Annotated in this window: 22 protein-coding genes; 16 read left to right on the top strand and 6 right to left on the bottom strand. The window is 61.1% G+C overall.

Annotation, left to right across the window (positions count from 1 at the left end):
- The first annotated feature begins 65 nt into the window (after positions 1–65).
- Positions 66–1412, top strand: coding sequence for an NCS2 family permease (locus BM416_RS05660; RefSeq protein ID WP_092486403.1), 1347 nt, complete (start codon positions 66–68; stop codon positions 1410–1412).
- Positions 1413–1424: 12 nt separating this feature from the next.
- Positions 1425–2075 carry a LysE family translocator gene (locus tag BM416_RS05665; protein ID WP_092486406.1) on the top strand — a complete coding sequence of 217 codons (651 nt, stop codon included), beginning with the start codon at positions 1425–1427 and terminating at the stop codon, positions 2073–2075.
- Here BM416_RS05665 and BM416_RS05670 read toward each other — a convergent pair.
- Both BM416_RS05670 and uraH read right to left on the bottom strand, forming a co-directional pair.
- Entirely contained in the window at positions 2048–7255 is a 5208-nt protein-coding gene (locus BM416_RS05670; protein ID WP_092486922.1) for a dermonecrotic toxin domain-containing protein, read from the bottom strand. The genes BM416_RS05665 and BM416_RS05670 overlap by 28 nt on opposite strands.
- A 153-nt stretch (positions 7256–7408) precedes the next feature.
- Positions 7409–7762, bottom strand: a complete 354-nt coding sequence (gene uraH / locus BM416_RS05675; RefSeq protein WP_092486409.1) for a hydroxyisourate hydrolase — start codon at positions 7760–7762, stop codon at positions 7409–7411.
- 379 nt (positions 7763–8141) lie between these two features.
- Here uraH and puuE point away from each other — a divergent pair, with 379 nt between their 5' ends.
- The 7 genes from puuE to BM416_RS05720 all read left to right on the top strand — a co-directional run bounded on the left by puuE (position 8142) and on the right by BM416_RS05720 (position 15142).
- Positions 8142–9068, top strand: coding sequence for an allantoinase PuuE (puuE, locus tag BM416_RS05685; protein WP_092486412.1), 927 nt, complete (start codon positions 8142–8144; stop codon positions 9066–9068).
- Positions 9065–9580, top strand: a complete 516-nt coding sequence (uraD, locus tag BM416_RS05690) for a 2-oxo-4-hydroxy-4-carboxy-5-ureidoimidazoline decarboxylase (RefSeq protein ID WP_092486415.1) — start codon at positions 9065–9067, stop codon at positions 9578–9580. Before puuE ends, uraD begins: the two co-directional genes overlap by 4 nt.
- A 41-nt stretch (positions 9581–9621) precedes the next feature.
- On the top strand, positions 9622–10617 hold the full coding sequence (gene alc / locus BM416_RS05695; protein ID WP_092486418.1) for an allantoicase: 996 nt from the start codon (positions 9622–9624) through the stop codon (positions 10615–10617).
- 146 nt (positions 10618–10763) lie between these two features.
- Entirely contained in the window at positions 10764–11267 is a 504-nt protein-coding gene (locus BM416_RS05705; protein ID WP_092486424.1) for an ureidoglycolate lyase, read from the top strand.
- 51 nt (positions 11268–11318) lie between these two features.
- Positions 11319–12602 carry a urate hydroxylase PuuD gene (locus BM416_RS05710; protein ID WP_092486427.1) on the top strand — a complete coding sequence of 428 codons (1284 nt, stop codon included), beginning with the start codon at positions 11319–11321 and terminating at the stop codon, positions 12600–12602.
- Positions 12603–12776: 174 nt separating this feature from the next.
- Positions 12777–14126, top strand: coding sequence for a nucleobase:cation symporter-2 family protein (locus BM416_RS05715; RefSeq protein ID WP_092486429.1), 1350 nt, complete (start codon positions 12777–12779; stop codon positions 14124–14126).
- Positions 14127–14356: 230 nt separating this feature from the next.
- On the top strand, positions 14357–15142 hold the full coding sequence (locus BM416_RS05720) for an outer membrane protein OmpK (RefSeq protein WP_092486432.1): 786 nt from the start codon (positions 14357–14359) through the stop codon (positions 15140–15142).
- A 46-nt stretch (positions 15143–15188) separates the two neighbouring features.
- Here the strand turns inward: BM416_RS05720 and BM416_RS05725 are convergent, their stop codons facing one another.
- Together BM416_RS05725 and BM416_RS05730 are read right to left on the bottom strand one after the other, a co-directional pair.
- On the bottom strand, positions 15189–16337 hold the full coding sequence (locus tag BM416_RS05725) for a patatin-like phospholipase family protein (RefSeq protein WP_092486435.1): 1149 nt from the start codon (positions 16335–16337) through the stop codon (positions 15189–15191).
- Between the two features lie 31 nt (positions 16338–16368).
- On the bottom strand, positions 16369–17304 hold the full coding sequence (locus tag BM416_RS05730; protein WP_092486438.1) for a lipid A biosynthesis lauroyl acyltransferase: 936 nt from the start codon (positions 17302–17304) through the stop codon (positions 16369–16371).
- A gap of 119 nt (positions 17305–17423) precedes the next feature.
- On the opposite strand from BM416_RS05730, the gene minC reads away from it, so the two are divergent.
- From minC to BM416_RS05760, 7 genes are all read left to right on the top strand, one after another.
- The gene (gene minC, locus BM416_RS05735; protein WP_027603909.1) at positions 17424–18161 is read left to right on the top strand and encodes a septum site-determining protein MinC; all 738 of its coding nucleotides are present in this window, start codon (positions 17424–17426) and stop codon (positions 18159–18161) included.
- A 201-nt stretch (positions 18162–18362) separates the two neighbouring features.
- Positions 18363–19175 carry a septum site-determining protein MinD gene (minD, locus tag BM416_RS05740; RefSeq protein WP_092486440.1) on the top strand — a complete coding sequence of 271 codons (813 nt, stop codon included), beginning with the start codon at positions 18363–18365 and terminating at the stop codon, positions 19173–19175.
- Positions 19176–19178: 3 nt separating this feature from the next.
- Positions 19179–19433: a cell division topological specificity factor MinE gene (minE, locus tag BM416_RS05745; protein WP_003175252.1), complete on the top strand. Its 255-nt coding sequence runs from the start codon at positions 19179–19181 to the stop codon at positions 19431–19433.
- 96 nt (positions 19434–19529) lie between these two features.
- Positions 19530–20165 carry an RluA family pseudouridine synthase gene (locus tag BM416_RS05750; protein ID WP_027603908.1) on the top strand — a complete coding sequence of 212 codons (636 nt, stop codon included), beginning with the start codon at positions 19530–19532 and terminating at the stop codon, positions 20163–20165.
- Between the two features lie 86 nt (positions 20166–20251).
- Entirely contained in the window at positions 20252–21541 is a 1290-nt protein-coding gene (locus BM416_RS05755; protein ID WP_027603907.1) for a M18 family aminopeptidase, read from the top strand.
- Between the two features lie 158 nt (positions 21542–21699).
- The gene (locus tag BM416_RS30545) at positions 21700–21876 is read left to right on the top strand and encodes a hypothetical protein (RefSeq protein ID WP_010208820.1); all 177 of its coding nucleotides are present in this window, start codon (positions 21700–21702) and stop codon (positions 21874–21876) included.
- A 52-nt stretch (positions 21877–21928) separates the two neighbouring features.
- Positions 21929–24094: a mechanosensitive ion channel family protein gene (locus tag BM416_RS05760; protein WP_092486443.1), complete on the top strand. Its 2166-nt coding sequence runs from the start codon at positions 21929–21931 to the stop codon at positions 24092–24094.
- Positions 24095–24214: 120 nt separating this feature from the next.
- Here BM416_RS05760 and BM416_RS05765 read toward each other — a convergent pair whose 3' ends face one another.
- Together BM416_RS05765 and BM416_RS05770 are read right to left on the bottom strand one after the other, a co-directional pair.
- Positions 24215–24436: an MbtH family protein gene (locus BM416_RS05765; protein ID WP_027603905.1), complete on the bottom strand. Its 222-nt coding sequence runs from the start codon at positions 24434–24436 to the stop codon at positions 24215–24217.
- 82 nt (positions 24437–24518) lie between these two features.
- Positions 24519–25913, bottom strand: coding sequence for an aspartate aminotransferase family protein (locus tag BM416_RS05770; RefSeq protein ID WP_092486446.1), 1395 nt, complete (start codon positions 25911–25913; stop codon positions 24519–24521).
- Positions 25914–26053: the final 140 nt, after the last annotated feature.

Below are 26053 nucleotides of genomic sequence, written 5' to 3' on the forward strand. Positions count from 1 at the left end.
ACCCGCCGGTACCTCACAGCGCCCCGCGCTGGACATAACAATAAAATGCTTGAGGAGTACTCGCTGTGGATAGCCGCAAATCCGAAGCCTCGCCGCTGGACCTTGCCCCCTCACAGAACGGATGGCTCGAACGCCTGTTCAAACTGCGCCTGCATGGCACCACAGTGAAGACCGAGCTGATCGCCGGGCTCACCACCTTCATCACCATGGCCTACATCATCTTCGTCAACCCCAATATCATGGCCGACGCCGGTATCGATCATGGCGCAGCGTTCGTCGCCACCTGCATCGCCGCCGCGCTGGGGTGCCTGCTGATGGGGCTGTATGCGAACTGGCCGGTGGGCCTGGCGCCGGGCATGGGCCTGAATGCGTTTTTCACCTACACCGTGGTCGGCACCATGGGCTACCACTGGGAAACCGCGCTGGGTGCGGTGTTTATTTCCGGCGTGCTGTTCATGGGCCTGACACTCTCGCGGGTGCGCGAATGGCTGCTCAACAGCATTCCGGTGAGCCTGCGCCACGCCATGGGCGCCGGCGTCGGATTGTTCCTCGGAGTGATCGGCCTGAAAACCGCCGGCATCATCGTCGACAGCCCGGCCACGCTGATCAAGCTCGGATCGCTGCACGAGCCGGCGCCGCTGCTGGCGGCGGTGTGTTTCCTGCTGATCGCGATCCTCAGCTACCACCGGGTGTTCGGCGCGATCCTCATCAGCATCATCGCCGTGACGCTGGCCGGATGGGGCCTGGACCTGGTCCACTACAACGGCATTCTCTCCACGCCACCGAGCCTGGCGCCGACCTGGATGGCCATGGACATAAAAGGTGTATTCAATATCAGCATGATCAGCGTGGTATTTGCCTTCCTGTTTGTGCACATGTTTGACACTGCGGGTACACTGATGGGCGTTGCGCAACGCGCCGGGTTGGTCAACGCCGACGGCAGGATCGATAACCTGTCCCGCGCCCTCAAGGCCGACAGCGCTTCGAGTGTGTTCGGTGCCATGGTGGGCGTGCCGCCAGTGACCAGCTACGTGGAAAGCGCTGCCGGTGTGGCCGCAGGCGGTCGTACCGGGTTGACGGCGGTCACGGTCGGCGTGTTGTTTGTGGCGGCCATGTTTTTCGCGCCGCTGGCGGGCATGATTCCGGCGTATGCCACCGCAGGTGCGCTGATCTACGTGGCGATGCTGATGATGGCGAGCATGGCCCACATCAATTGGGATGAGGCCACCGACAGCATCCCGGCCATCGTGACTGCGATCATGATGCCCCTGACCTTCTCGGTCGCCGACGGTATCGCCCTGGGCTTTATCACCTACGTGGCGCTCAAGGCGGGCACCGGCAAGTACCGCGAGATTTCCGTAAGCCTGTGGGTGCTGTGCGTGATCTTTATCGCCAAGTTCGTCTTTCTATAAAAGGAGCATGCAATGAGTCTGGAAACCTGGCTGCTGTTCAGCAGCGCTGCGCTGGTGGTGATCCTGATCCCGGGGCCGCTGTCGTTGCTGATGATCAGCAACAGCCTGAACTACGGCCTGCGCCGCTCGTACCCGGCGTTTCTGGGTGGGGTCAGCGCCTCGATCTGCCTGTTGAGCGCCTCGGCCCTGGGCCTGGGCGCCTTGCTGCTGGCTTCGGAACAACTCTTCAGCGCGTTGAAGATCGTCGGCGCGCTCTACCTGTTTTACCTTGCCTGGCAGAGCTGGCAGCAATCGCGCCAGCCGTCCCGCGGCGCGACTGTCCCGGAGGCGGCGCCGGTGCCGCGTTTTCGCGCGCTGTTCGGCCGCGCCTTCGTGCTGGGGGCCAGCAACCCCAAGGACATCCTGTTTTTCGCCGCTTTCCTGCCGCAGTTCCTCAGCAGCCAGCAGCCGTTCCTGCCGCAATTGCTGATCATGATCGCCACCTGGACGCTCCTGGATCTGCTGTGCAAACTGGCCTATGGTCTGAGCGCCCATGGCGCTGCGCGGTATCTGCGCAGTGGTTCGGGCCAGAGCTGGTTCAACCGCGCCAGCGCCACCCTATTCGGCTGCGCCGGCGTTGTCTCACTGATCAAAAGTCAGAGCGGGTTCACTTTGACAAAATAAACGGTGGGCGGAAGGCTCCCCCAACGGGACCATTGAATACCTGAGACGATTCGAACCAGGCGCTGTTCCTCCATTGCACGTTTGACCGCTACTGACAAGACTGAATCGCTGTGTGCCTTGATCGCCACATTGATCCATTTATCAGTGAGCTTTGTCTGGATCATGATGCTTGCACGTTCAACCCACTGATAGTGCAGGTAATACAGACGGTTTGAATGAGGATGAGTGGCTACGCATTCAAGACTGATGGTGCTACCGCGCGTCACTTTCCATTCCTGGAGTCTGAAGCCCTGCCGCTCCAGCACCGTCCTGACGGCCGCTCGCTGCGCAGCATGCCTTTGTGCCGTAACCTGTGCACCACCAGTTCTGAGCCTCGGATCTAACGCATCAACCAGCCTGAAGTCGATACGGGTAAAACCAGGCGCCTTGCCTTCGTAGCCAATGAGTAAACTGTTACCCTTTCTTTGGAAGGGTCGCAACAACCTCAGCAAGTCATCGGTCTGGCCAAGCCTCACAGGGTTTGGGGTCAACCAATCGTCCAGCGTCGCACGTACGTTGAGCAGATGACTGGCCGTTACCGAGCGGGAAGAGTCTGCCAACTCAATCACCCGTGCGACGGCAAATTCCTGGCTTTTCCTCGTCATGCCAGGAAATGCCCGGCCCACTTCCGCCTCCAACGGCCCGTCGAACAGGGGCGCATGAAGCCGCCATTCACCGGTTGACGTGCGAGATACCGGTATCGGCTGCTCGCGCAACGCGTTGCTTGTCCAACGCTCGATATCAACACGAGCCGCTGAAACCAGTGGTTCGTTCCTGGCGATAAACGCGATATCGCTCAACGGAGCGTGATCGCCCTGGTGAAGCACCCTGTAATAGCCAACCCCCGATTGCGTCGCCGTGTCGTACCTGGATCCAATGTAAATGACATCGTAGGGAAATCCTGGAGGCTCCAGATGAACATGGAACACTCCGGAAGCCGACGAAGCCAGAGACTGGTTTTCGGGCACTTGAGCACGCCAATCGAACCAGTAATTGGCCGGCGCCGATGACCGACGAATCCGCTCTTCTGTCGCGCCGCGCACAATGGGCGGCCGCCAGCCTACAGGCTGGGCACGCCCTTGCCAGGGGCTAAGCACACCCGAGCTCGGTCCGGCTGTGGGCGCATCCGCCCCCAACAGCCATTCTCCAGGTGCATGAATCGTCAGGATCAACTCATCCACTCCCGTTGCATCCTTGTTCTTCAGGCGAAAAAACGATTCGTCATCTCGTCGATGTACCGGATAGTGGTGTGTTTGATCCGTGACGAAGTGCTCCCCACGCTTCACATACACCCCTTTTTCGCCCTGCCCCTTCAACACCACGGCATCTTGAGGCACACCCGCGCGCCTGAAATGTTCCAGCGGTTTGAGGCGAGTGACTGCGGAGGACGATTTGGGCACGTGGGAAACCCCGCCAAACGCCGAGACAGCCGAACGACGGATCCGATTCAAGCCGGCACTTATCGAATGTATCGCCGGACGAACCAACGCTCCCACCTTCAATTTGGGGCCAGGAACAAAGGTCAGCATAAGATCTATCGCCAAGAACACCGTACCAAATGCCACATCCACTGCATCGCGAGGGTCACCATAGTGGTGATAACGCCGCGACGTTAGCAGCAACTCATACAACTGGTTGCCCAATCCGAAAAACGTCACGAACATGGACAGCAATGCCCGCGCACGAATTTCACTCTCGCCTTTCAAGCGCTGTTCGCGGTATTTCTCCAGGGTCTTTGCGGAGTTACTGTTTGCCTGCGCCTGCCGGTGCAAATCAAGCACCCGAGCCTGATATAACAGGGCCATGGCATCACTGTGTGAGGTAGACACCAGTGCCAGCCAGTTCAGCGGATCACTGTCAATCTGTTCCAGAATCTGTTTTTCGACTTCCTCGACAGACGCTGCGGGCACCAGGTGTTTGATAGAGAAAGAACGAACGAACTCGGCACCTCGCCAGAGCCCCTGCAACATGGCATAGCCAGGCAGTAAATAGACCGGACTGAATACACGCGTTTCGCCAGGATGATGAGTGATAGCCTCAAACGCCCAACCGGGCGCGACATGTCGCGCCAATGCCGTGACGTTACCCGGCAATGCACCGATACGGTTCAGGTACTCCCGAGCCTGTTGCAGGCTTTCGTATTCACTGATGTTCGGGGCATCCGGTGCGGTGGGCCAATAAATCACACAACGCCGGGAAAGCTGGTCGTGAATCACCAGGATTCCGCCAATGTAGCGATCATGTTGCAGGGTGTAACCCACCAGATGCACCACGTACAACTGCAATTGATGGCCGTGTTCAAGCAAATCCTGGGGAGCGCGTGCCGCCATCGCCGTGCTGAACAGGCTCTGTGCGTCGGCCGTCAACCCTTGTCGAACCGCCGAATACAAATCAGCGTCGTTACCTGCCTGCAAAAGCCGCCTTAACAGTTCCGGGACACGTCCTTCGCTCAACGTATGCCCACCCGCATCGCGTGGGTAAAAAATACTGTCGATCAGCGTTTCATATCGCCCACCGATATCCAGGGAGGACACCATACTGATCAGATAATCTGCGTTCAGTTGCTGCTTCCAGGTGGGTTCCAGGTATCGGGCGTACTTGAAACGCCACCGAGTGGGTTTCATCTGCGGATCGAGGTTGTGCAGTGCCAGTTGCAGCAGACTGAAGCACGTGCGTTCAGGGCTTGGCGTCAAGATCTCCTTGCGATCACCCACCGTACAGACGCTTTCCCAGCCACAGAACCGGCCATCGACACGGTCAGGCATCTCGATAAAGGGTTTGTCGATGTCCAGTTGCGGGTACAGACCGTCCTTACGCAAGCGGGCAATCAACAGGCCGCGCGCGAAGGTGCGCAGATCAGGCAAGCGCTGTTCAAGGCGATCTTCATACGCAAAGGCGCTACCCAGGTAGCGACCCTGCAAGTATTTGAAACGGTTACGTTGAGCCACCGTCGCCTCGGCCAGCCACGCCGGCAACGTGCTCTTCGCGCCCGCAGCCTTTCTCACCAGATCCAGATGCGCCCGTGCTTGAGTCAAAGCATCGCTGGCCGGCGCGCTCAAGTGTTCTTCCAACTCGACAGCCAACAGCAATCGGCTCAGTCGAGCATCCTGGGTTTCACTGAAAACACTGGCGCTGTCATCAATGCCACGCAGCTGGAGCCGGTACCCTTTGACCAGCCTTTTGAGCGCAAGCAAGACAGGGTTGCCTCTAATGGGTTCGTAGCGCACCGCCAAGGTGTTGCTGGTGACATTGCCGCGCACGGCGTTACGGTTTTTTCGATCGATATAGGCCCATAGTACCGATCCATCACGGGCACCGAAGCTGGCCTTGATGCCTTGGGATAACGCATCGAGACTGGCAAATGTCACCACGCCACCTGCTCGTCCGAAAACACACAGCACAACCGGTAGCCGTCGTTGCGGATCATTGACCGCCGCTGTGCGAGTGACGGCAAACAAGCTATGCAGAGGCTTGAAGCCATCGGATTCGCTGCCCACCAGGACTGACAGCACACACGTGTCACTGTCGTGGCGTTTACTGGCCAGTGGCGTGTCCAGCACTTCGATCAGCAGGTCACGATGGCGTGTGCGAATCAACTGGAGCTGGGCTTGCAACTGGACTTCGCAACGCAGCACCGTGGTCCACCCATGGATAATCGAGGCCAGGCGCATTTGTTTACCCGTGGGACGTGCCTTCCAGAAGGCCGCTTCGAACAGCTGCAGTTGCGCATCCTTCAACAGCGTGCGCAATGTGCCCGCCTGGGCCTTGAATCGATTTTCGAAGGTCACGAATTCTCGAAAAGCTTGGGTCTCTTGCGCGGGGTCCTGGGGGTTCAGCAGCGTCATCAAGCCTTTTTCATAACGTTTTACCTGTTGCCGCACCGTGTTCACTGCCAGCCCCGGGGCCGTGCTGGCGAAAATAATTTCCTTGCGCCGCCGATGCTGATCCCACTCCTGTAATTCACGGCGAATACTCCCCAGGCGTGCCTTACCCACCCAGTGTTTTCTGCCGCGTTCGATATAGGTGAGAAAACGCGCAGCATTCATCACTGAAGGTTCACGCCCGCTGGAAAATACCTGCGCGAGGTTGATCGACACTGCGCAAGCCAACTCGTTTTCCCATTGCCCTTCCAGCACCGCCTGGGCGCTGAAGGCCAGCGCATCGCCTTTCAACGCCAGGCCGCGACCAGCCGTCGCGCCCCCCTCTTCGGGGCGGCACACCTCATGCCGGCGACGCAGCGGCAGGCACTGCCACAGATCGTCCAGCAAGGGACCCTTGACCAGGGCCACCAGGCCACAGTGCAATTGGTCGAACGAGGGATACTCGTAGTAATTGCGCTTCACGCCCGGCAAATACATCACATGTGGCGCCCCGGGAGGGTCGTTCTCACGATAAATATGCAATGCACCCGGAATCGGCATCAGCCGCGAGCCCACGCCCGGCCACATCAACTGGCACACCTGGACGCTGGCCCATGCCGTCCCCGCGCGTTGGCGTGCCTCAGCCGTCGGTGCGTCTACCAGCGCCTGGACCATAGTCATTCCTGCACTCGACAACTGGTCCAGTTGCCTCGCCAGGAAGGCCTGATCGGCGAACAGCTGCTTGTGCAGCTCAACCCAGCGCTCCTGGCGTGTCAGCCAGGAATCCGCTGCCAGCGCCTGCCAATATTCGCTTTGCGCACGGGCGAGCCGGCCAAACAGATTCAGCGCAATGACCCGTTGCAATGCCTCCAGCGGAGTAAAAGGCAGACGGCGTGTCGGCTCCTCCTTGAGGCTGATGGCCGTGAACTGATTGAGGTTGATCGGCACCGAAGGCAGCGCCATCAGCCGCAACGCGCGATCGGTCAAGCTGTCGACCTGCCGCACAGTTGCCGGCGGCTTGGGTTCGGTGAAGAGCAGGCTGTCCGGGTCCAGGTCAAAGGCCTTGCGCAGCTCGGCACGAATCACTCGCAGCACCTTGGGCGCATGCAGGATCAGGCGAGACAGGTGTTTTGCCGACTGGGCGCAGCGCAGGTCGGCAACGGTCAGCCAATTGATCAACAGGCTGGGATGGGGGCTGCGGTTGATTGACCGCGTCAGTTGGCTACGCATGGCCTGCAACGCATCGTCGTCAGCCAGATCGGGATCGGTAGGTGAGGTCACGGCGGTATCTTCATCATGGAAAACACCCAGCCTATGCAGCACACCTCCTAAGGAGGCGCTAGATAATTGAATGCTATGGCGCGCAAAAAAAAGCCCGCAGTGTGGGCGGGCGAAAAACCAACGAAGAGCTTGGGGGTGTAACCAGGTGACGACTCAGCTACCGCGATAGGTGGAATAGCTGTAGGGCGAAATCAGCAGGGGCACATGGTAGTGGTCCTGTTCGGCGCTGATACCGAAGCGCAATACCACCACATCCAGGAAGGCCGGCTCCGGCAATTGCACGCCACGGGCGCGGTAGTAATCGCCGGCGCTGAATTGCAATTGATAGACACCGCTGCGGTAGTCATCACCTTGCAGTAACGGCGCGTCACAGCGGCCGTCGCTGTTGGTCAGCGCAGTGGCGACCAGTTCCAGCTGCGCGCCTTCGACGCGGTACAGCTCAACCTGGATGGCACTGCCGGGGCAGCCGTGGGCTGCGTCGAGTACGTGTGTCGTCAGTCGTCCCATGGGGCGGGCTCCCTTGCATGAAGTGAAATAGGCTGCACCTTTACGGGGCATCAAAAAGCCGTTGATGGGCCGATTAAGACACTTTTAATAAAAATTGTACACAATAAAAATCACAAAGTTTCGCACATGCTGCGACGCCTCGATCCTCGGCGGGAATTCCCAGCAAGCCTTGCTTTTAAAAGACCTTTTGTCCGTTTACTGACCAATCGGGCAAGTTTCTTGCAGTGCTGAACGGCGGCAACTCCACGGAAAAAATGCGGAAATACAGGCTTACAAAGTGACCGCTAAGTTGTATACAATCAGCCCATCGCTGTGACGCCACCCAGTCTTTCCGCTGGCCGCCACACACTTGCTACCACGAACAAGAAGGAAGACTGCAGTGAGCGCTGACTACCCACGCGACCTGATCGGTTACGGCAGTAACCCTCCTCACCCCCACTGGCCGGGCAAGGCACGCATTGCGCTGTCTTTCGTACTCAACTACGAAGAAGGCGGCGAACGCAACATTTTGCATGGCGACAAAGAGTCCGAAGCCTTCCTCTCGGAAATGGTCTCGGCCCAGCCGCTGCAGGGCGAGCGCAACATGAGCATGGAGTCGCTGTACGAATACGGCAGCCGGGCCGGCGTGTGGCGCATCCTCAAGTTGTTCAAGGAATTCGACATTCCGCTGACCATCTTCGCCGTGGCCATGGCGGCCCAGCGTCACCCGGATGTGATCCGCGCCATGGTCGAAGCCGGCCACGAGATCTGCAGCCACGGCTACCGCTGGATCGACTACCAATACATGGACGAGGCCCAAGAGCGCGAGCACATGCTCGAAGCCATCCGCATCCTCACCGAACTGACCGGCGAGCGCCCGTTGGGCTGGTACACCGGGCGCACCGGCCCCAACACGCGGCGGCTGGTGATGGAGGAAGGCGGCTTCCTGTACGACTGCGACACCTACGATGACGACCTGCCCTACTGGGAACCCAACACCCCCACCGGCAAGCCGCACCTGGTGATCCCCTACACCCTGGACACCAACGATATGCGCTTCACCCAGGTGCAGGGTTTCAACAAGGGCGATGACTTTTTCGAGTACCTGAAAGACGCGTTCGACGTGCTGTATGCCGAAGGCGCCACGGCACCGAAGATGCTGTCCATCGGCCTGCACTGCCGCCTGATCGGCCGCCCGGCGCGCCTGGCCTCGTTGAAGCGTTTTATCGAATACGCCAAGGGCCATGACCAGGTGTGGTTCACCCGCCGCGTCGACATCGCCCGCCACTGGCATGACGTACACCCTTTTCAGGAAGCGGCCAAATGAGCACCTTCCAGACCTTGAAACCCTCGACCTTGAGCCGCGACGCCTTCGTCCACGCCTTCGCCGACATCTACGAACATTCGCCATGGGTGGCCGAAAAGGCCTTCGACCTGGGCCAGGACGCTTCGATCGACCAGATCGAAACCCTGCACCAGCGCATGAGCGACATCCTGTTGAGCGCCGATCACGCCAGTCAGCTGGCGTTGATCAACGCTCACCCGGACCTGGCCGGCAAAGCGGCCGTCCAGGGCCAACTCACCCAAGCCAGCACCGATGAGCAAGCTGGCGCGGGGATTCACCACTGCACGGCCGAAGAGTTCTCGCGCTTCACCGAGCTGAACGATGCCTACAAGGCCAAGTTCAAGTTTCCCTTCATCATGGCGGTAAAAGGCAGCAACCGGCACCAGATTCTCGCCGCGTTCGAAACCCGCATTCACAACTCGGTGGATGCCGAGTTCAAGTGCGCGCTGGACGAGATCAACAAGATCGCGTTGTTCCGTTTACTGACCCTCTAAACGACCATCCCCAGCCACTCTATTTAAGGCAGACAAGAAGAATGAAAGCTTACGCCGTACCTTTCGAAAAGTTCGTCAACCTGGCCGACGCCCGCCTGGGCACCAAGATCATCTCCGTGACAGATGACTGGTTCGCCGACGCCAACCGCCTGTTCCAGCCGACCCCGGCCGTGTGGAAGGAGGGCGTTTTCGATGACAACGGCAAGTGGATGGACGGCTGGGAGTCACGCCGCAAGCGCTTCGAAGGCTACGACAGCGCAGTGATCCGCCTGGGCGTACCGGGTTCGATCAAGGGCGTGGACATCGACACTTCATTCTTCACCGGCAACTATCCGCCGTCGGCGTCCCTGGAAGCCTGCTTCCTGGCCTCGGGCGAGCCTGACGACAACACCCAATGGGTAGAAGTCCTGTCGGCCGTCGAGCTGCAAGGCAACAGCCACCACTACCACGAGATCAGCAACGACCAGGCGTTCAGCCACCTGCGTTTCAACATCTACCCGGATGGCGGCGTGGCCCGTCTGCGCGTGTACGGCGTGCCGTTCCGCGACTGGTCGGCAGTGGGCGACAACGAACAGATCGACCTGGCTGCCGCATTGAACGGTGGTCGCGCCCTCGCGTGTTCCGACGAGCACTTCGGCCGCATGAGCAACATCCTCAACCCGGGCCGTGGCGTCAACATGGGCGATGGCTGGGAAACCGCCCGCCGTCGCACGCCAGGCAATGACTGGGTGATCGTCGCCCTGGGCCACCCCGGCGAAATCGAGAAGATCATCGTCGACACCCTGCACTTCAAGGGCAACTACCCGGACACCTGCTCGATCCAGGGCGCCTTCGTGAAGGGCGGCACCGACAGCCAGATCGAAACCCAATCGCTGTTCTGGCGCGAGCTGCTGCCGGCGCAGAAACTGGAAATGCACGCCGAACACACCTTTGCCGAGCAGATCAAGGCGCTGGGGCCGATCACCCATATCCGCCTGAACGTGTTCCCGGATGGCGGTGTGAGTCGCCTGCGTGTGCTGGGTAAAGTTTCGAAGTAAGCAGTGAACCCCTGTGGCGAGGGAGCTTGCTCCCGCTGGGTCGCGAAGCGGCCCCAACAGATGGGACTGCTGCGCAGTCCAACGGGAGCAAGCTCCCTCGCCACAAAAGCAGAACAAACAACACAGAATTCGGATAAGAGACAGCCATGCGCACACTGATGATCGAACCCCTGACCAAAGAAGCCTTCGCCCCTTTCGGAGACGTTATCGAAACCGACGGCAGCGATCACTTCATGATCAACAACGGGTCGACCATGCGCTTTCACAAGCTGGCAACGGTAGAAACCGCACAGCCTGAAGACAACGCGATCATCAGCATCTTCCGCGCCGACGCGCTGGATATGCCGCTGACCGTGTGCATGCTGGAGAGACACCCGCTGGGCAGCCAGGCCTTCATTCCGCTGCTCGGCAACCCCTTTCTGATCGTGGTCGCGCCACTTGGCGATGCACCTGTATCAGGCTTGGTCCGCGCCTTCGTCACCAACGGCAGGCAGGGCATCAATTACCATCGCGGCGTCTGGCACCACCCGGTGCTGACGATCGAAAAGCGGGATGACTTCCTGGTGGTTGATCGCAGTGGCACAGGCAATAACTGCGATGAGCATTTTTTCAAAGAGGATGAGCGGTTGATCCTCGTCCCCCACCAATAAGAGAAGGCCGGATCACCCGACAACAAGGGTGACAGGCGAGAGGTAAAGACTGTGGAAGCACATCTGTTGGAATGGCTGAACCTCAGCGTGCGCTGGGTTCACATGATCACTGGCGTCGCCTGGATCGGCGCTTCGTTCTACTTCGTCTGGCTGGAAAACAACCTCAACCGCGTCAATCCCAAGGACGGCCTGTCCGGTGACTTGTGGGCGATCCACGGTGGAGGTATCTACCACCTGGAAAAATACAAGCTGGCCCCGCCGACCATGCCGGACAACCTGCACTGGTTCAAATGGGAAGCCTATTTCACCTGGATGTCGGGCGTCGCGCTGCTGTGCGTGGTGTTCTACCTCAACCCGACGCTGTACCTGCTCGCCCCCGGCAGCAGCCTCACTGGCAGCGAAGGCGTCTTGCTGGGCATCGGCTCATTGTTCGCCGGCTGGTTCATCTACTCCTTCCTCTGCGACTCGGCCCTGGGCAAACACCCTGCCCTGCTCGGCTTGATCCTGTTCGTGCTGTTGATTGCCGCCGCGTACGGCTTCAGCAAAGTGTTCAGCGGCCGGGGTGCGTACCTGCACGTGGGCGCGGTGATCGGCACCATCATGGTCGGTAACGTGTTCCGCATCATCATGCCGGCGCAGCGCGCGTTGGTGGCGGCGATCGCCGAGAACCGCACGCCCGATCCGGCCCTGCCGGCCAAGGGTCTGCTGCGCTCACGGCACAACAACTACTTCACCCTGCCGGTGCTGTTCATCATGATCAGCAACCACTTCCCGAGCACCTACGGCAGCCAATACAACTGGCTGATCCTGGCGGGGATCGCGGTGGCAGCGGTGCTGGTGCGGCACTACTTCAACACGCGGCATAACAGCCAGAAGTATGCGTGGACCTTGCCGGTGGGTGCGTTGGCCATGATTTGCCTGGCGTATGTGACCGGGCCCAAGCCGGCCGAACCGATTGCCAAGGCACCGGCGGCCATTGAGTACCAACCGTTGCCGGAAACCGCATTGGGCGGTGGCCTGAAACCCGCCGCGCCGGCAGCTCCGGCCGCCGCACCTGCGCCGGCCCAGGCGACCATTGATTTCGACAAGGTCCACGGGGTGATCCAGGAGCGTTGCGCCGTGTGTCATTCGGCCAAGCCCACCAGCCCGCTGTTCAGCACTGCCCCGGCCGGCGTGATGTTCGATACCCCGGCGCAGATCCAGCAACAGGCGGCGCGCATCCAGGCGCAGGCCGTGGCAAGCCAGATCATGCCGTTGGGCAACATCACCCAGATGACCCAGCAGGAGCGGGATTTGATTGGCACCTGGATCAATCAGGGGGCGCGTACCAACTGACTGATTCAAACAGTTCCAATGTGGGAGGGGGCTTGCCCCCGATAGCGGTGTGTCATTTAAAACATCAGTGACTGAACCACCGCAATCGGGAGCAAGCCCCCTCCCACAGGGGACTGCAGTGATTTAGAGATGACGTTCTACACAACACAACAATAAAAAGATCCGAGGTGTTGCATGACCGAGTTAGTCGAACCGCAGATTCCTGCCGCACCCGCCATGGTGCGGCTGCCCCTCTTGCAACTGATTCTGGTAGGCCTGCAACACGTCTTGCTGATGTACGGCGGCGCTGTCGCCGTCCCCCTGATCATTGGCCAGGCCGCCGGCCTGAGCCGTGAAGAAATCGCCTTTCTGATCAACGCCGACCTGCTGGTAGCCGGCATCGCCACCCTGGTGCAGTCATTCGGCATCGGCCCGGTGGGCATCCGTATGCCGGTGATGATGGGCGCCAGTTTCGCCGCTGTGGGCAGCATGGTCGCCATGGTCGGCATGCCCGGTATCGGCCTGCAGGGCATCTTCGGCGCCACCATCGCCGCCGGGTTCTTCGGCATGCTGATCGCGCCGTTCATGTCCAGGATCGTGCGCTTTTTTCCGCCGCTGGTGACCGGCACCGTGATCACGGCCATCGGCCTGTCGCTGTTCCCCGTGGCCGTGAACTGGGCCGGTGGCGGCAGCGCGGCGGCCACCTTCGGCTCACCGATTTACCTGGCGATTGCCGCCCTGGTACTGGCCACCATCCTGCTGATCAACCGCTTCATGCGCGGTTTCTGGGTGAATATCTCGGTGCTGATCGGCATGGGCCTGGGTTACGCCTTGTGCGGCATCATCGGCATGGTCGACCTCAGCGGCCTGGCCCGGGCGCCGTGGGTGCAAGTGGTGACGCCGCTGCATTTCGGCATGCCCAAATTCGAGTTGGCGCCGATCCTGTCGATGTGCCTGGTGGTGGTGATCATCTTTGTCGAATCCACCGGGATGTTCCTGGCGCTGGGCAAGATCACCGGCCAGGACGTCACGCCGAAAATGCTGCGCCGTGGCTTGCTGTGTGATGCCGGTGCGTCGTTCTTCGCCGGTTTCTTCAACACCTTCACCCACTCCTCCTTCGCGCAGAACATCGGCCTGGTGCAGATGACCGGCGTGCGCTGCCGCTCGGTGACGATCATGGCCGGTGCCTTTCTGATTGTGCTCAGCCTGCTGCCCAAGGCCGCGTACCTGGTGGCGTCGATTCCCCCGGCGGTGCTCGGCGGGGCGGCGATCGCCATGTTCGGCATGGTGGCGGCCACCGGGATCAAGATCCTCCAGGAGGCCGATATCGCCGACCGCCGCAACCAGTTGCTGGTGGCGGTGAGCATCGGCATGGGCCTGATCCCGGTGGTACGCCCGGAGTTCTTCGCACAGTTGCCAGTATGGATGAGCCCGATCACCCACAGCGGCATCGCCATGGCCACCCTAAGCGCACTGTCGCTGAATATCCTGTTCAACATTCTCGGCGGCGCCGAACGCCCCGTAGTCGACCCCGCCCACACCTGATACATGCCCCATTGTCGCCCTGTGCGCGCTGTAACGGCGCACTTGAGCCCTGACGTGGGAGCCAGTATTCTCCGCGCCCGCTTGAATCGACGGTTGTTTACCGCCTTGGCGCGGGTCTTGCTGTAGCAATAAAGCTGACCATTCAGACCACTTTTGTAACCACCAAAGGCGCCGCACCAGAGCGCTTGTGTAGAAGAAAAACCATAAAACTTTAACTCGGGAGCAACCGAATGAAACCTCTGTTCAAAGGCCTGATGCTGGCGGGATCCCTGCTGGCCGGCGGCCAGGCCGTGGCCGGTGACTTGTTGCAGTGGCAGAACAACAGCCTGACGTATCTGTGGGGCAAGAGCTTTACCGTCAACCCACAGATCCAGCAAACCGTCACGTTCGAACATGCCGACGCCTGGAAGTACGGCGACAACTTCTTCTTCCTCGACCGCATCTTTTACAACGGCAAGGAAGACGGCAATGTCGGCCCGAATACGTATTACGGCGAGTTCAGCCCACGGTTGTCGTTCGGCAAGATTCTCGACAAGGACCTGTCCTTCGGACCGATCAAGGATGTGTTGCTGGCCTTCACGTATGAGTTCGGCGAAGGCGACAACGAGTCGTACCTGCTCGGCCCTGGCTTCGACCTGAACATCCCGGGCTTCGACTACTTCCAGCTGAACTTCTACCAACGCCAGACCGAAGGCAATCGCCCAGGCGACGGTGTATGGCAGATCACCCCGGTATGGTCGTACACCCTGCCGGTGGGCAACTCCGACATCCTGATCGACGGCTTCATGGATTGGGTGGTGGACAACGACAAGAACGCCCGTGGCACTTACCACGCCAACCTGCACTTCAACCCGCAGGTCAAATACGACTTGGGCAAGGCGCTGCATTGGGGCGACAAGCAGTTGTACGTGGGCTTTGAATACGACTACTGGAAGAACAAGTACGGGATCGAGGATTCCGGCGCGTTCAAGACAACCCAGGACACGGCGAGCTTCCTGGTCAAGTATCACTTCTAAAAGCCACTGCAAGACACATGCGGGAGGGACTTGGTCCCTCCCACATTCAGATAGGCGGCAGGCCCAGGAACCGCATGATCTCTTCACGCTTGGCCAGCGCATCCTTCCTGCCCAACTCAATCAACTCGCTGCAATACCCCGCCTCGAACAGCAAGTAACTCAGCACCCCTGCCCCACTCGTCTTGGTCGCCCCCGGCCCACGCAGGAACAGACGCAATGCCGCCGGCAATTCCTGCCGATGCCTTGCGGCGATTTCGTCGATCGGCTGGCTTGGCGCAATGACCAGCACTTCCACCGGCGCCAGGCCACGGGCCGCACTGTCGGCTGGCTGGTGATGGCTGAACTGGTTCAGACGCTCCAGCAGTTCGATATCGCTTTCCAGGCTGTCAATGAACGTGCTGTTGAGCATATGCCCACCGATTTGGGCCAACGTCGGCTCCTGGCCGGTATAGGTGCGTTGCGCCATCGGTTCATTGCCCCGCGGGTTACCGCTGACACCCACCACCAGCACCCGGGTCGCCCCCAGGTGCAGCGCCGGGCTGATGGGCGCCGACTGGCGCACCGCGCCGTCGCCGAAGTATTCCTGGTCGAGCTTCACCGGGGCAAACAGCAAGGGGATCGCCGAACTGGCCAGCAGGTGTTCAACGGTCAGTTGCGTCGGCACACCGATACGCCGATGGCGCAACCAGGCGTCGATGGTGCCGCCGCCCTGATAGAAGGTCACCGCCTGCCCGGATTCATAGCCGAAGGCCGTGACGGCCACGGCGTGCAGATGCTTGTTGCGGATAGCCTCGTCGATGCCGTCCAGGTTCAACCGCTCGTGCAGCAGGTCGCGCAACGGTGAGCTATTGAGCAACGCCACCGGTACCTGGGCGCCGATGCCCAGCAGGCTGTGGATAAGAAAGCGGCTTGCCTGGCGGATCACCCCAGGCCAATCACTGCGCAACACCAGATGGCTGCGAAAGCCCTGCCAGAACGCCGTAAGGCGCCCGATAGCGGCAGTGAAATCCATGGCGCCGCTGGCCAGGGTCACCGCATTGATCGCACCGGCCGACGTGCCGACGATCACCGGAAACGGATTGGGCGCCCCTGGCGGCAACAGCTCGGCAATCGCCGCCAATACCCCCACCTGATACGCCGCTCGCGCCCCGCCGCCGGAAAGAATCAAGCCTGTAACCGGTTCAGCTGCGCGCATTGCATCACTCCACGTGGGGGGAAAGTCGGTCTTAGCGACGACGTTTTTCGTACAGCTTGGGTTCGCCCGGTGGCCGGCTCTTGAAGCGGCGATGGGTCCACAGGTATTGCTCGGGACATTCACGCACCGAGGCTTCGACCCACTGGTTGATGCGCAGGCAGTCGACTTCATCGCTTTCGCCGGGGAAGTCGGTCAACGGCGGGTGGATCACCAGGCGGTAACCGCTGCCGTCCGCCAGGCGCTGCTGGGTGAACGGCACCACCAGCGCCTTGCCCAGCTTGGCGAACTTGCTGGTGGCAGGCACGGTGGCGGCCTGGATGCCGAACAGCGGCACGAAGATACTTTGCTTGGCGCCGTAGTCCTGGTCCGGTGCATACCAGATGGCGCGGCCGGCACGCAGCAGCTTGAGCATGCCGCGCACGTCTTCGCGCTCGACCGCCAGGGAGTCGAGGTTATGCCGCTCACGGCCACGGCGCTGGATATAGTCGAACAGCGGGTTGCCGTGCTCGCGGTACATGCCGTCGATGGTGTGCTTCTGCCCCAGCAGGGCTGCGCCGATTTCCAGGGTGGTGAAGTGCAGGGCCATGAGGATCACGCCCTTGCCATCCAGTTGGGCCTGCTTGAGGTGTTCCAGGCCTTCGACATGGGCCAGGCGCGCCAGGCGCTGGCGCGACCACCACCAGCTCATGGCCATTTCGAAGAAGGCGATGCCGGTGGAGGCGAAGTTTTCCTTGAGCAGCTTCTTGCGCTCTGCGGGGGATTTTTCCGGGAAGCACAGTTCCAGGTTGCGTGCGGCGATGCGGCGACGTTCGCCGGCCACATGGTACATGCCTGCACCCAGCAGGCGACCAATGGTCAGCAGCGCACGGTACGGCAGTTGGGTCACCAGCCACAGCAGGCCGAGTCCCAGCCATAACAGCCAAAAGCGCGGGTGAAAAAATACAGCTCGAAAACGCGGGCGATCCATTACAGATTCCGGGAAAGACAGGGCCGCGCATTCTACAACGGTTCGACTCGGCTTGCGGCCAGTGAGTGTTCTCGTTATAAGTCTCGACACTTTTCGTGACAAGCCGCTTTTTGCCGACCATGAGCCAAACCGAACCGCTAGACCAAGATCCCGTGTTCCAGCTGAAAGGCAGCATGCTCGCCATCACCGTGCTGGAACTGGCCCGCAACGACCTCGACGCCCTGGACCGCCAGCTCGCCGCCAAGGTCGCCCTGGCGCCGAACTTCTTCAACAACGCCCCGCTGGTACTGGCCCTGGACAAACTGCCGGCCGGCCAGGGCAGCATCGACCTGCCCGGACTGATGCGTGTGTGCCGCTCCCACGGCCTGCGAACCCTGGCGATTCGTGCCAGCCGTATCGAAGACATTGCCGCAGCCATCGCCATTGAACTGCCAGTACTGCCACCCTCCGGCGCGCGTGAGCGTCCACTGGAACCTTTGGTCGGCGAAGTGCAGAAAAAACCGGAAAAACCAGCGGAACCTACGATCAAGCCTACAAAGATAATCACCACGCCCGTACGCGGCGGACAGCAGATTTACGCCCAGGGCGGCGACCTGGTGGTGATCTCGTCGGTCAGTCCCGGCGCGGAACTTCTCGCCGATGGCAATATCCATGTATACGGCCCGATGCGCGGACGTGCCCTCGCCGGCATCAAGGGGGATACCAAGGCGCGCATTTTTTGCCAGCAACTGACTGCTGAGCTGGTGTCCATCGCGGGCCAGTACAAGGTTTCGGAAGATTTGCGCCGCGATCCGCTGTGGGGAGCCGCGGTGCAGGTCAGCCTGTCGGGCGATGTGTTGAACATCATCCGTCTTTAACGGATACTGCCGCATTTTCCAAGCATCTCTAGACTCTGATAGCACAGCGAAACTGGCATTACTTGCGTAGGAACATTTGAAGGTTGGCGTTTTTCCTGCGAAAACCCGTCTTTTTTCCTACAAAGGCTGTCCGCCTGCGGCGAGTTCCAAGAGATGTTTTTCAGGGGCTGAAAAGTCCTTTTTCCTTAGGGGTGAAACACCTTGGCCAAGATTCTCGTGGTTACATCCGGCAAGGGTGGTGTGGGTAAGACCACCACCAGCGCCGCTATCGGTACCGGCCTCGCTCTGCGCGGCCACAAGACAGTCATCGTCGACTTCGACGTCGGTTTGCGTAACCTCGACCTGATCATGGGCTGCGAACGCCGCGTGGTGTACGACTTCGTCAACGTGGTGAACGGCGAAGCCAACCTGCAACAGGCCCTGATCAAGGACAAGCGCCTTGAGAACCTGTACGTACTGGCCGCCAGCCAGACCCGCGACAAAGATGCGCTGACCAAGGAAGGCGTAGGCAAGGTTCTCGCTGAACTGAAGGAAACCTTCGAGTACGTGGTCTGCGACTCCCCGGCCGGTATCGAAACCGGTGCTCACCTGGCGATGTACTTCGCCGATGAAGCCATCGTGGTGACTAACCCGGAAGTGTCTTCGGTACGTGACTCGGACCGCATGCTCGGCCTGTTGGCCAGCAAGTCCCAGCGCGCCGAGAAAGGTGAAGACCCGATCAAGGAGCACCTGCTGCTCACCCGCTACAACCCTGAGCGCGTCAGCAATGGCGAAATGCTCGGTGTTGAAGACGTCAAGGACATCCTCGCCGTGACCCTGCTGGGTGTGATCCCGGAATCCCAGGCAGTCCTGAAGGCTTCCAACCAGGGCGTGCCGGTGATTCTCGACGACCAGAGCGACGCCGGCCAGGCGTACAGCGATGCGGTTGATCGCTTGCTGGGCAAGTCCGTGGAACATCGCTTCCTCGATGTAAAGAAGAAGGGATTCTTCGAGCGTATCTTTGGAGGCAACTAAACAATGAAATTTCTCGACTTCTTTCGCGCCAACAAAAAGCCAAGCACCGCGTCGGTCGCGAAAGAGCGTCTACAGATCATCGTGGCGCACGAACGCGGCCAACGCAGTACCCCGGATTACCTGCCGGCCTTGCAGAAGGAGCTGGTGGAGGTGATCCGCAAGTACGTCAATATCGGTAACGATGACGTGCATGTCGCCCTTGAAAACGACGGCAGCTGCTCGATTCTGGAACTCAATATCACCCTGCCTGATCGTTGATCGAACAGGCGGCCGCCACGGCGGCTCGGTCACCTTTATGCCTTTGCGGGCACCGGGTGGTCGAGCCGCCGTTGGCGTTTGTTACGAGGCTGTTTAATGCCGCTGTCCACTATTCATATCCTGCATCAGGACGACGCTGTCCTGGTGGTGAACAAGCCGACCCTGCTGCTCTCGGTGCCTGGCCGCGCCGATGACAACAAGGATTGCCTGATCACCCGCCTGCAGGAGAACGGCTACCCCGAAGCCCGCATCGTCCATCGCCTGGACTGGGAAACCTCGGGGATCATCCTGCTGGCCCGGGACGCCGATACCCACCGCGAACTGTCCCGCCAGTTTCACGACCGCGAAACCGAAAAGGCCTACACCGCGTTGGCCTGGGGCCAGCCGGAACTGGACAGCGGCAGCATCGACCTGCCCTTGCGCTATGACCCGCCGACCAAACCCCGCCATGTGGTGGACCACGAGTTCGGCAAGCACGCGCTGACCTTCTGGAAAGTGCTGGAACGCTGCGGCGACTGGTGCCGCGTCGAGCTGACGCCGATCACCGGGCGCTCGCACCAGTTGCGCGTGCACATGCTGTCCATTGGGCATCCGTTGCTCGGTGACGGCCTGTATGCCCATGAACAGGCCCTGGCCGCCTGGCCGCGCCTGTGCCTGCACGCGAGCATGCTGAGCTTCACTCACCCGCAAAGCGGTGAGCGCTTGCGCTTTGAGTGCCCAGCACCGTTCTAAAGCTGTAAATACAGTAAATGTAGGAGGGGCGGTGCACTTCTCGCCCTCGAACGGTAAACTCCGCGCATTGCTGTCTGGAGCTATTTATGCGCGAAGCGTTGAATCAAGGCCTGATCGACTTCCTCAAGGCCTCCCCTACTCCTTTTCATGCCACCGCCGCCCTGGCCCAGCGCCTGGAAGCGGCCGGTTTCCAGCGCCTCGACGAGCGCGAGACCTGGGCCACCGAAGCCAACGGTCGCTACTACGTGACCCGCAACGATTCCTCGATCATCGCCTTCAAGCTCGGCCGCCACTCGCCGTTGCAAGGCGGGATTCGCCTGGTCGGCGCCCATACCGACAGCCCGTGCCTGCGGGTCAAGCCCCAGCCTGAGCTGCAACGCCAGGGCTTCTGGCAACTCGGCGTGGAAGTCTACGGCGGCGCGCTGCTGGCGCCGTGGTTCGACCGCGACCTGTCCCTGGCCGGCCGCGTCACCTTCCGTCGCGACGGCAAGGTCGAAAGCCAGCTGATCGACTTCAAGCTGCCCATCGCCATCATCCCCAACCTGGCCATTCACCTGAACCGTGAAGCCAACCAGGGCTGGGCGATCAATGCCCAGACCGAATTGCCGCCGATCCTCGCACAATTTGCCGGTGATGAACGCGTGGACTTCCGTGCCGTGCTCACCGAGCAGTTGGCACGGGAGCATGGGCTGAACGCCGATGTGGTGCTCGACTACGAGTTGAGCTTCTATGACACCCAGAGCGCCGCCGTCATCGGCCTCAATGGCGACTTCATCGCCGGCGCGCGCCTCGATAACCTGCTGTCGTGCTACGCCGGCCTGCAAGCCCTGCTCACCAGCGAGAGCGACGAAACCTGCGTGCTGGTGTGCAACGACCACGAGGAAGTCGGCTCCTGCTCGGCCTGCGGTGCCGATGGCCCGATGCTGGAACAGACCCTGCGTCGACTCTTGCCGGAAGGTGATGAATTCGTACGCACCATTCAGAAATCCCTGTTGGTGTCGGCCGACAATGCCCACGGCGTACACCCCAACTACGCCGACAAGCACGACGCCAACCACGGCCCCAAGCTCAATGCCGGCCCGGTGATCAAGGTCAACAGCAACCAGCGCTACGCCACCAACAGCGAAACCGCCGGGTTCTTCCGTCACCTGTGCATGGCCCAGGAAGTGCCGGTGCAGAGCTTCGTGGTGCGCAGCGACATGGGCTGCGGCTCGACCATCGGCCCGATCACCGCCAGCCATCTGGGTGTGCGTACGGTGGATATCGGTTTGCCGACATTTGCCATGCACTCCATTCGTGAACTGTGCGGCAGCCATGACCTGGCGCATCTGGTGAAGGTGTTGGGCGCGTTCTACGCCAGCCACGACCTGCCCTAAGACCAGGACTGGATGTCGTCAACATGTGGGAGGGGCGGTGCAACGATTCGACTTGCCCCCCTACATTTGGTTTACGTCCACCTGATCTGCATCACCTGCATTTCCTGCAATCCGACCTAGACTTGTCAGTATTCCCACTCCGACAAGGCCGTCGCCCCATGATCTCCATGTCCTCCTTCCACGCCATGCTTATCCCTATCCTGATCGGCATGATCATGCTCGCCGTCGGCTTCAACTTCCGCGACAAGCCCCTGGGCGTGTTCGGCATGTGGATCGGCATGCTGCTGATCCTGGGCACCGTGGTGTACAAGATCCTCGCCAAACTGGCCGAATGACGCCTGCACTCGTACACTCGCTCAACCCGTCGTTTCCAAGGTTGACCGCCTCGTGCTTTCCCGTCTGTTTGCCCTGCCCTGCTGTTTCCTGATCGCCCTGCTCACGCTGCTGCCGTTCTCGTCCGCCCAAGCGGTGGGCCTGCCCGGGCTGCTCGGCACCAACAAGACCCAACCCCAAGCCGAAGTGCCGCTGGGGCAGTCCTTGGACGAGGTGATCAAGACCCTGGAAAACGACCAGCAACGCACCCAGTTGCTGAGCGACTTGAAGAAGCTGCGCGCCGCTACCCAGAAGGCCCAGCCCGCCGCCGAGCAAGGCGTGCTCGGGCTGATCGGCAGTACGCTGTCGGGCCTGGAGCAGCAGTTCTCCGGCGCCGACAGCCCGCTGGGGCGCTGGTCGAATGAAATCGACCTGGCCAAGGATGAACTCAGCGCCCTGATGCTGCCGGCCAGCGAATGGCTACCGATCATTTTCGGCTTTGCAGTGATCCTGGCGGTGTGGAGCCTGCTGGCAGCCGCGTTGATCTGGCTCAGCCACCGGGTACGCGAGCGCTTCGGCCTGCCCGAGGAACTGCCGCAACACCCGCGTACCTGGGACATGCTGCGCTTCGCCCTGCGCAAGCTGGGGCCCTGGCTGATCGCACTGGTGATCACGGTTTACCTGAGCTACGCCTTGCCCTCGTCCCTGGGCAAATCCCTGGCAATGGTGCTGGCGTATGCGCTGGTGGTCGGCACCTGCTTCTCGGCGATCTGCGTGATTGCCTTCTCCCTGCTCGACGGCCCGCACCGCCACCGCGCGCTGTATATCCTGCGCCACCAGGCGTTCCGCCCGCTGTGGTGGATCGGCAGCTTTGCCGCCTTCGGTGAAGCCTTGAGCGACCCGCGGCTGGTGGCTGCGCTCGGCCAGCACCTGGCCCATACGGCGGCCACGGTCGCCAATGTGATGGCCGCGCTGTCCACCGGCGTGTTTATCCTGCGTTTCCGTCGGCCGATCGCCCACCTGATCCGCAACCAGCCCCTGTCGCGCCGCCTGACCCGCCGGGCCCTCAGCGATACCATCGAGATTATCGGCACCTTCTGGTACATCCCCGCCCTGTTGTTGGTGGGCATCTCGCTGTTCGCCACGTTCGTCTCCGCCGGCGACACCAGCACCGCCCTGCGCCAGTCGCTGTTGTGCACGGTGTTGCTGGTGTTGTGCATGGTGATCAACGGCCTGGTGCGACGCCATGCGCTCAAGCCCCAACGGGGGCACAAGCGCCATGCGCTGTACTCCGAACGCCTGAAAAGCTTTGTCTACACCCTCGCCCACCTGGTGGTGTGGCTGGTGTTTATCGAACTCGGGCTGCGGGTCTGGGGCCTGTCGCTGATCCGCTTTACCGAAGGCGACGGCCATGAAATCAGCGTCAAGCTGTTCGGCCTGGGCGGCACCCTGCTATTTGCCTGGTTGATCTGGATCCTCAGCGACACCGCCATCCATCACGCTCTCACCCGCTCGCGCAAAGGCCTGGCCAATGCCCGCGCGCAGACCATGATGCCGCTGATCCGCAACGTGCTGTTCGTGACCATCTTCATCATTGCCGCCATTGTCGCCCTGGCAAACATGGGCATGAACGTCACGCCACTGCTGGCCGGTGCCGGTGTGATCGGCCTGGCCATCGGTTTTGGTGCGCAGTCACTGGTGGCCGACTTGATCACCGGCCTGTTCATCATCATCGAAGACTCCCTGGCCATCGATGACTACGTGGACGTCGGCGGCCACCTCGGCACCGTCGAAGGCTTGACCATCCGTACCGTACGCCTGCGCGACATTGACGGCATCGTGCACACCATCCCGTTCAGCGAGATCAAGAGCATCAAGAACTACTCGCGGGAGTTCGGCTACGCGATCTTCCGGGTGGCGATCCCGTACAACATGGAAATCGACGACGCGATCAAGCTGATGCGCGATGTCGGCCAGAAAATGCGCAACGATCCGCTGCAACGCCGCAATATCTGGTCGCCACTGGAGATCCAGGGGGTGGAAAGCTTCGAGTCAGGCAGTGCGATCCTGCGCGCGCGCTTCAAGACGGCGCCGATCAAGCAGTGGGAAGTGTCGCGGGCGTTCAACCTGTCGCTGAAGCGGCATCTGGATGAAGCCGGGCTGGACCTGGCCACGCCGCGCTTGAGTGTGCAGGTGGTGACGGGGGCTGCGGGGGGGTTGGAGAAAGACAAGAACGCGTAAGGTCATGGCGAATGTGGTGAGCATATTGTGGTGAGCGGGCTTGCCCCGCTCACCACAAAAAGCCCGCTTGCCACAACAGGCCCGCCCACCACGACAGGCCGGCCTACTGCAGGTTTTGCGTCAGGCCAGCGTTGCGCCGTCCATCTTCTGGCGCAGGCTCAACGGACGCATATCGGTCCAGGTTTCTTCGATGTAGGCCAGGCACTCTTTCTTCAGGCCGCTCTTGCCCACGGTGCGCCAGCCTTCCGGCACGGCCTTGTAGTCGGGCCAGATGGAATACTGTTCTTCATGGTTGACCACTACCTGAAAAAGGATGTCGTCGCGGTCAAATACTGAGGTCATTGCTGTTCTCCATCGCTCAAAGGCTGGCTGCGCACCACGCGCAGCGCTGATATCTGTAGAAACGTACCAACACGCCAAAAAATTAGAGGCTGGCGACGGCTGCCGCCAGGGCGCGCCCGAAGATCTCGGCCACGCGGTCGATCTCGGCGGCGGTGATCACCAGTGGCGGCAGGAAGCGCACCACGCTGCCATGCCGGCCGCCCAGCTCGAGGATCAGGCCGCGCTTGAGGCATTCGCGCTGTACCAGCGGCGCCAGCTGGCGATGCACCGGCGGGTGGCCCTGGATATCCAGGGCGCCGTCCGGGTCCACCAATTCCACGCCGAGCATCAGCCCGCGCCCGCGAATATCCCCCAGGTGCGGGTAGTCACGCTGCAGGATGCGCAGGTGTTCGCCGAGGCGCTCGCCCATGGCGGTCGCATGGCCGGCCAGGTCGTGCTCCTTGAGGTAGCGCATCACCGCCGAACCGGCCGCCATGGCCATCTGATTGCCACGGAATGTCCCGGCATGGGCGCCCGGCAGCCAGGTGTCGAGCCAGTCGCGATAGACCACCACCGCCAACGGCAGGCTGCCGCCGATGGCCTTGGACATCACCACCACATCCGGAATGATGCCGGCGTGTTCGAAGGCAAACATCTTGCCGGTACGGCCGAAACCGCTCTGGATCTCATCGACGATCAACGCCACGCCGGCCTGCGCGGTGATGCGCCGCAGGCCGCGCAGCCAGTCGAGATCGGCCGGGATCACCCCGCCCTCGCCCTGCACCACTTCGACAATCACCGCCGCCGGCAGCAACACCCCGGCTTCCGGGTCGTTGAGCAGGTTTTCCAGGTAATGCAGGTTGACCCGCACGCCTTCTGCGCCGCCAAGACCGAACGGGCAACGGTAGTCGTAAGGGAACGGCAAAAACTGCACGCCATTGCCGAGCAAGGCACCCAAGGGTTTTTTCGGCCCCAGGCTGCCCATCAGGCTCAACGCGCCCTGGCTCATGCCGTGATAACCGCCCTGGAACGACAGCACCGTGCTGCGCCCCGTGGCAGTGCGCACCAATTTCAACGCCGCTTCCACGGCATCGGTACCGGTGGGGCCGCAGAACTGGATCTTGGCTTCCCGCGCCAACTCCGCCGGCAGCAGGCCGAACAGGTCCTGCACGAACTGGTCCTTGACCGGCGTGGTCAGGTCCAGGGTGTGCAAGGGCAGTTCGTCGCTCAGCACTTGCTGGATGGCCTGGATCACCACCGGGTGGTTGTGCCCCAACGCCAGGGTGCCGGCGCCGGCCAGGCAATCGATGAAGCTGCGGCCTTCCACATCTTCCACGTAGATCCCCTTGGCGCGCTTGAGCGCCAGGGGAATGCGCCGTGGGTAACTGCGGGCGTTGGATTCCTGCTGGCGCTGGCGGGCCAGCAGTGGGCTTTCGTCGAACTGATAAAGCGTTTCATGCACCTGGGTATCTTCGATACGGCTGGTAGCGACTGACATCTCTCGATCCCTCAATACGCGGATGATGGTGACCAAACTGCCGATCCGTTGGCGTCTGGCCCAAGGGCATGCGCACGGATTTCCTGTTCTGGAAACGCACCAGCGAGAAAAGGATTTAGGGGGCAGTGATGGTTGACTGA

It is taken from the genome of Pseudomonas sp. NFACC42-2 (assembly GCF_900116055.1).
Lineage (GTDB): Bacteria > Pseudomonadota > Gammaproteobacteria > Pseudomonadales > Pseudomonadaceae > Aquipseudomonas > Aquipseudomonas marginalis.

Bases quoted from the DNA above. Each gene is read 5' to 3' on its own strand.
- BM416_RS05665 (WP_092486406.1), top strand. From the start codon at position 1,425: ATGAGTCTGGAAACCTGGCTGCTGTTCAGCAGCGCTGCGCTGGTGGTG.
- uraH (WP_092486409.1), bottom strand. From the start codon at position 7,762: ATGGGACGACTGACGACACACGTACTCGACGCAGCCCACGGCTGCCCC.
- uraD (WP_092486415.1), top strand. From the start codon at position 9,065: ATGAGCACCTTCCAGACCTTGAAACCCTCGACCTTGAGCCGCGACGCC.
- alc (WP_092486418.1), top strand. From the start codon at position 9,622: ATGAAAGCTTACGCCGTACCTTTCGAAAAGTTCGTCAACCTGGCCGAC.
- BM416_RS05705 (WP_092486424.1), top strand. From the start codon at position 10,764: ATGCGCACACTGATGATCGAACCCCTGACCAAAGAAGCCTTCGCCCCT.
- BM416_RS05715 (WP_092486429.1), top strand. From the start codon at position 12,777: ATGACCGAGTTAGTCGAACCGCAGATTCCTGCCGCACCCGCCATGGTG.
- BM416_RS05720 (WP_092486432.1), top strand. From the start codon at position 14,357: ATGAAACCTCTGTTCAAAGGCCTGATGCTGGCGGGATCCCTGCTGGCC.
- BM416_RS05725 (WP_092486435.1), bottom strand. From the start codon at position 16,337: ATGCGCGCAGCTGAACCGGTTACAGGCTTGATTCTTTCCGGCGGCGGG.
- BM416_RS05730 (WP_092486438.1), bottom strand. From the start codon at position 17,304: ATGGATCGCCCGCGTTTTCGAGCTGTATTTTTTCACCCGCGCTTTTGG.
- minC (WP_027603909.1), top strand. From the start codon at position 17,424: ATGAGCCAAACCGAACCGCTAGACCAAGATCCCGTGTTCCAGCTGAAA.
- minE (WP_003175252.1), top strand. From the start codon at position 19,179: ATGAAATTTCTCGACTTCTTTCGCGCCAACAAAAAGCCAAGCACCGCG.
- BM416_RS05750 (WP_027603908.1), top strand. From the start codon at position 19,530: ATGCCGCTGTCCACTATTCATATCCTGCATCAGGACGACGCTGTCCTG.
- BM416_RS05755 (WP_027603907.1), top strand. From the start codon at position 20,252: ATGCGCGAAGCGTTGAATCAAGGCCTGATCGACTTCCTCAAGGCCTCC.
- BM416_RS30545 (WP_010208820.1), top strand. From the start codon at position 21,700: ATGATCTCCATGTCCTCCTTCCACGCCATGCTTATCCCTATCCTGATC.
- BM416_RS05765 (WP_027603905.1), bottom strand. From the start codon at position 24,436: ATGACCTCAGTATTTGACCGCGACGACATCCTTTTTCAGGTAGTGGTC.
- BM416_RS05770 (WP_092486446.1), bottom strand. From the start codon at position 25,913: ATGTCAGTCGCTACCAGCCGTATCGAAGATACCCAGGTGCATGAAACG.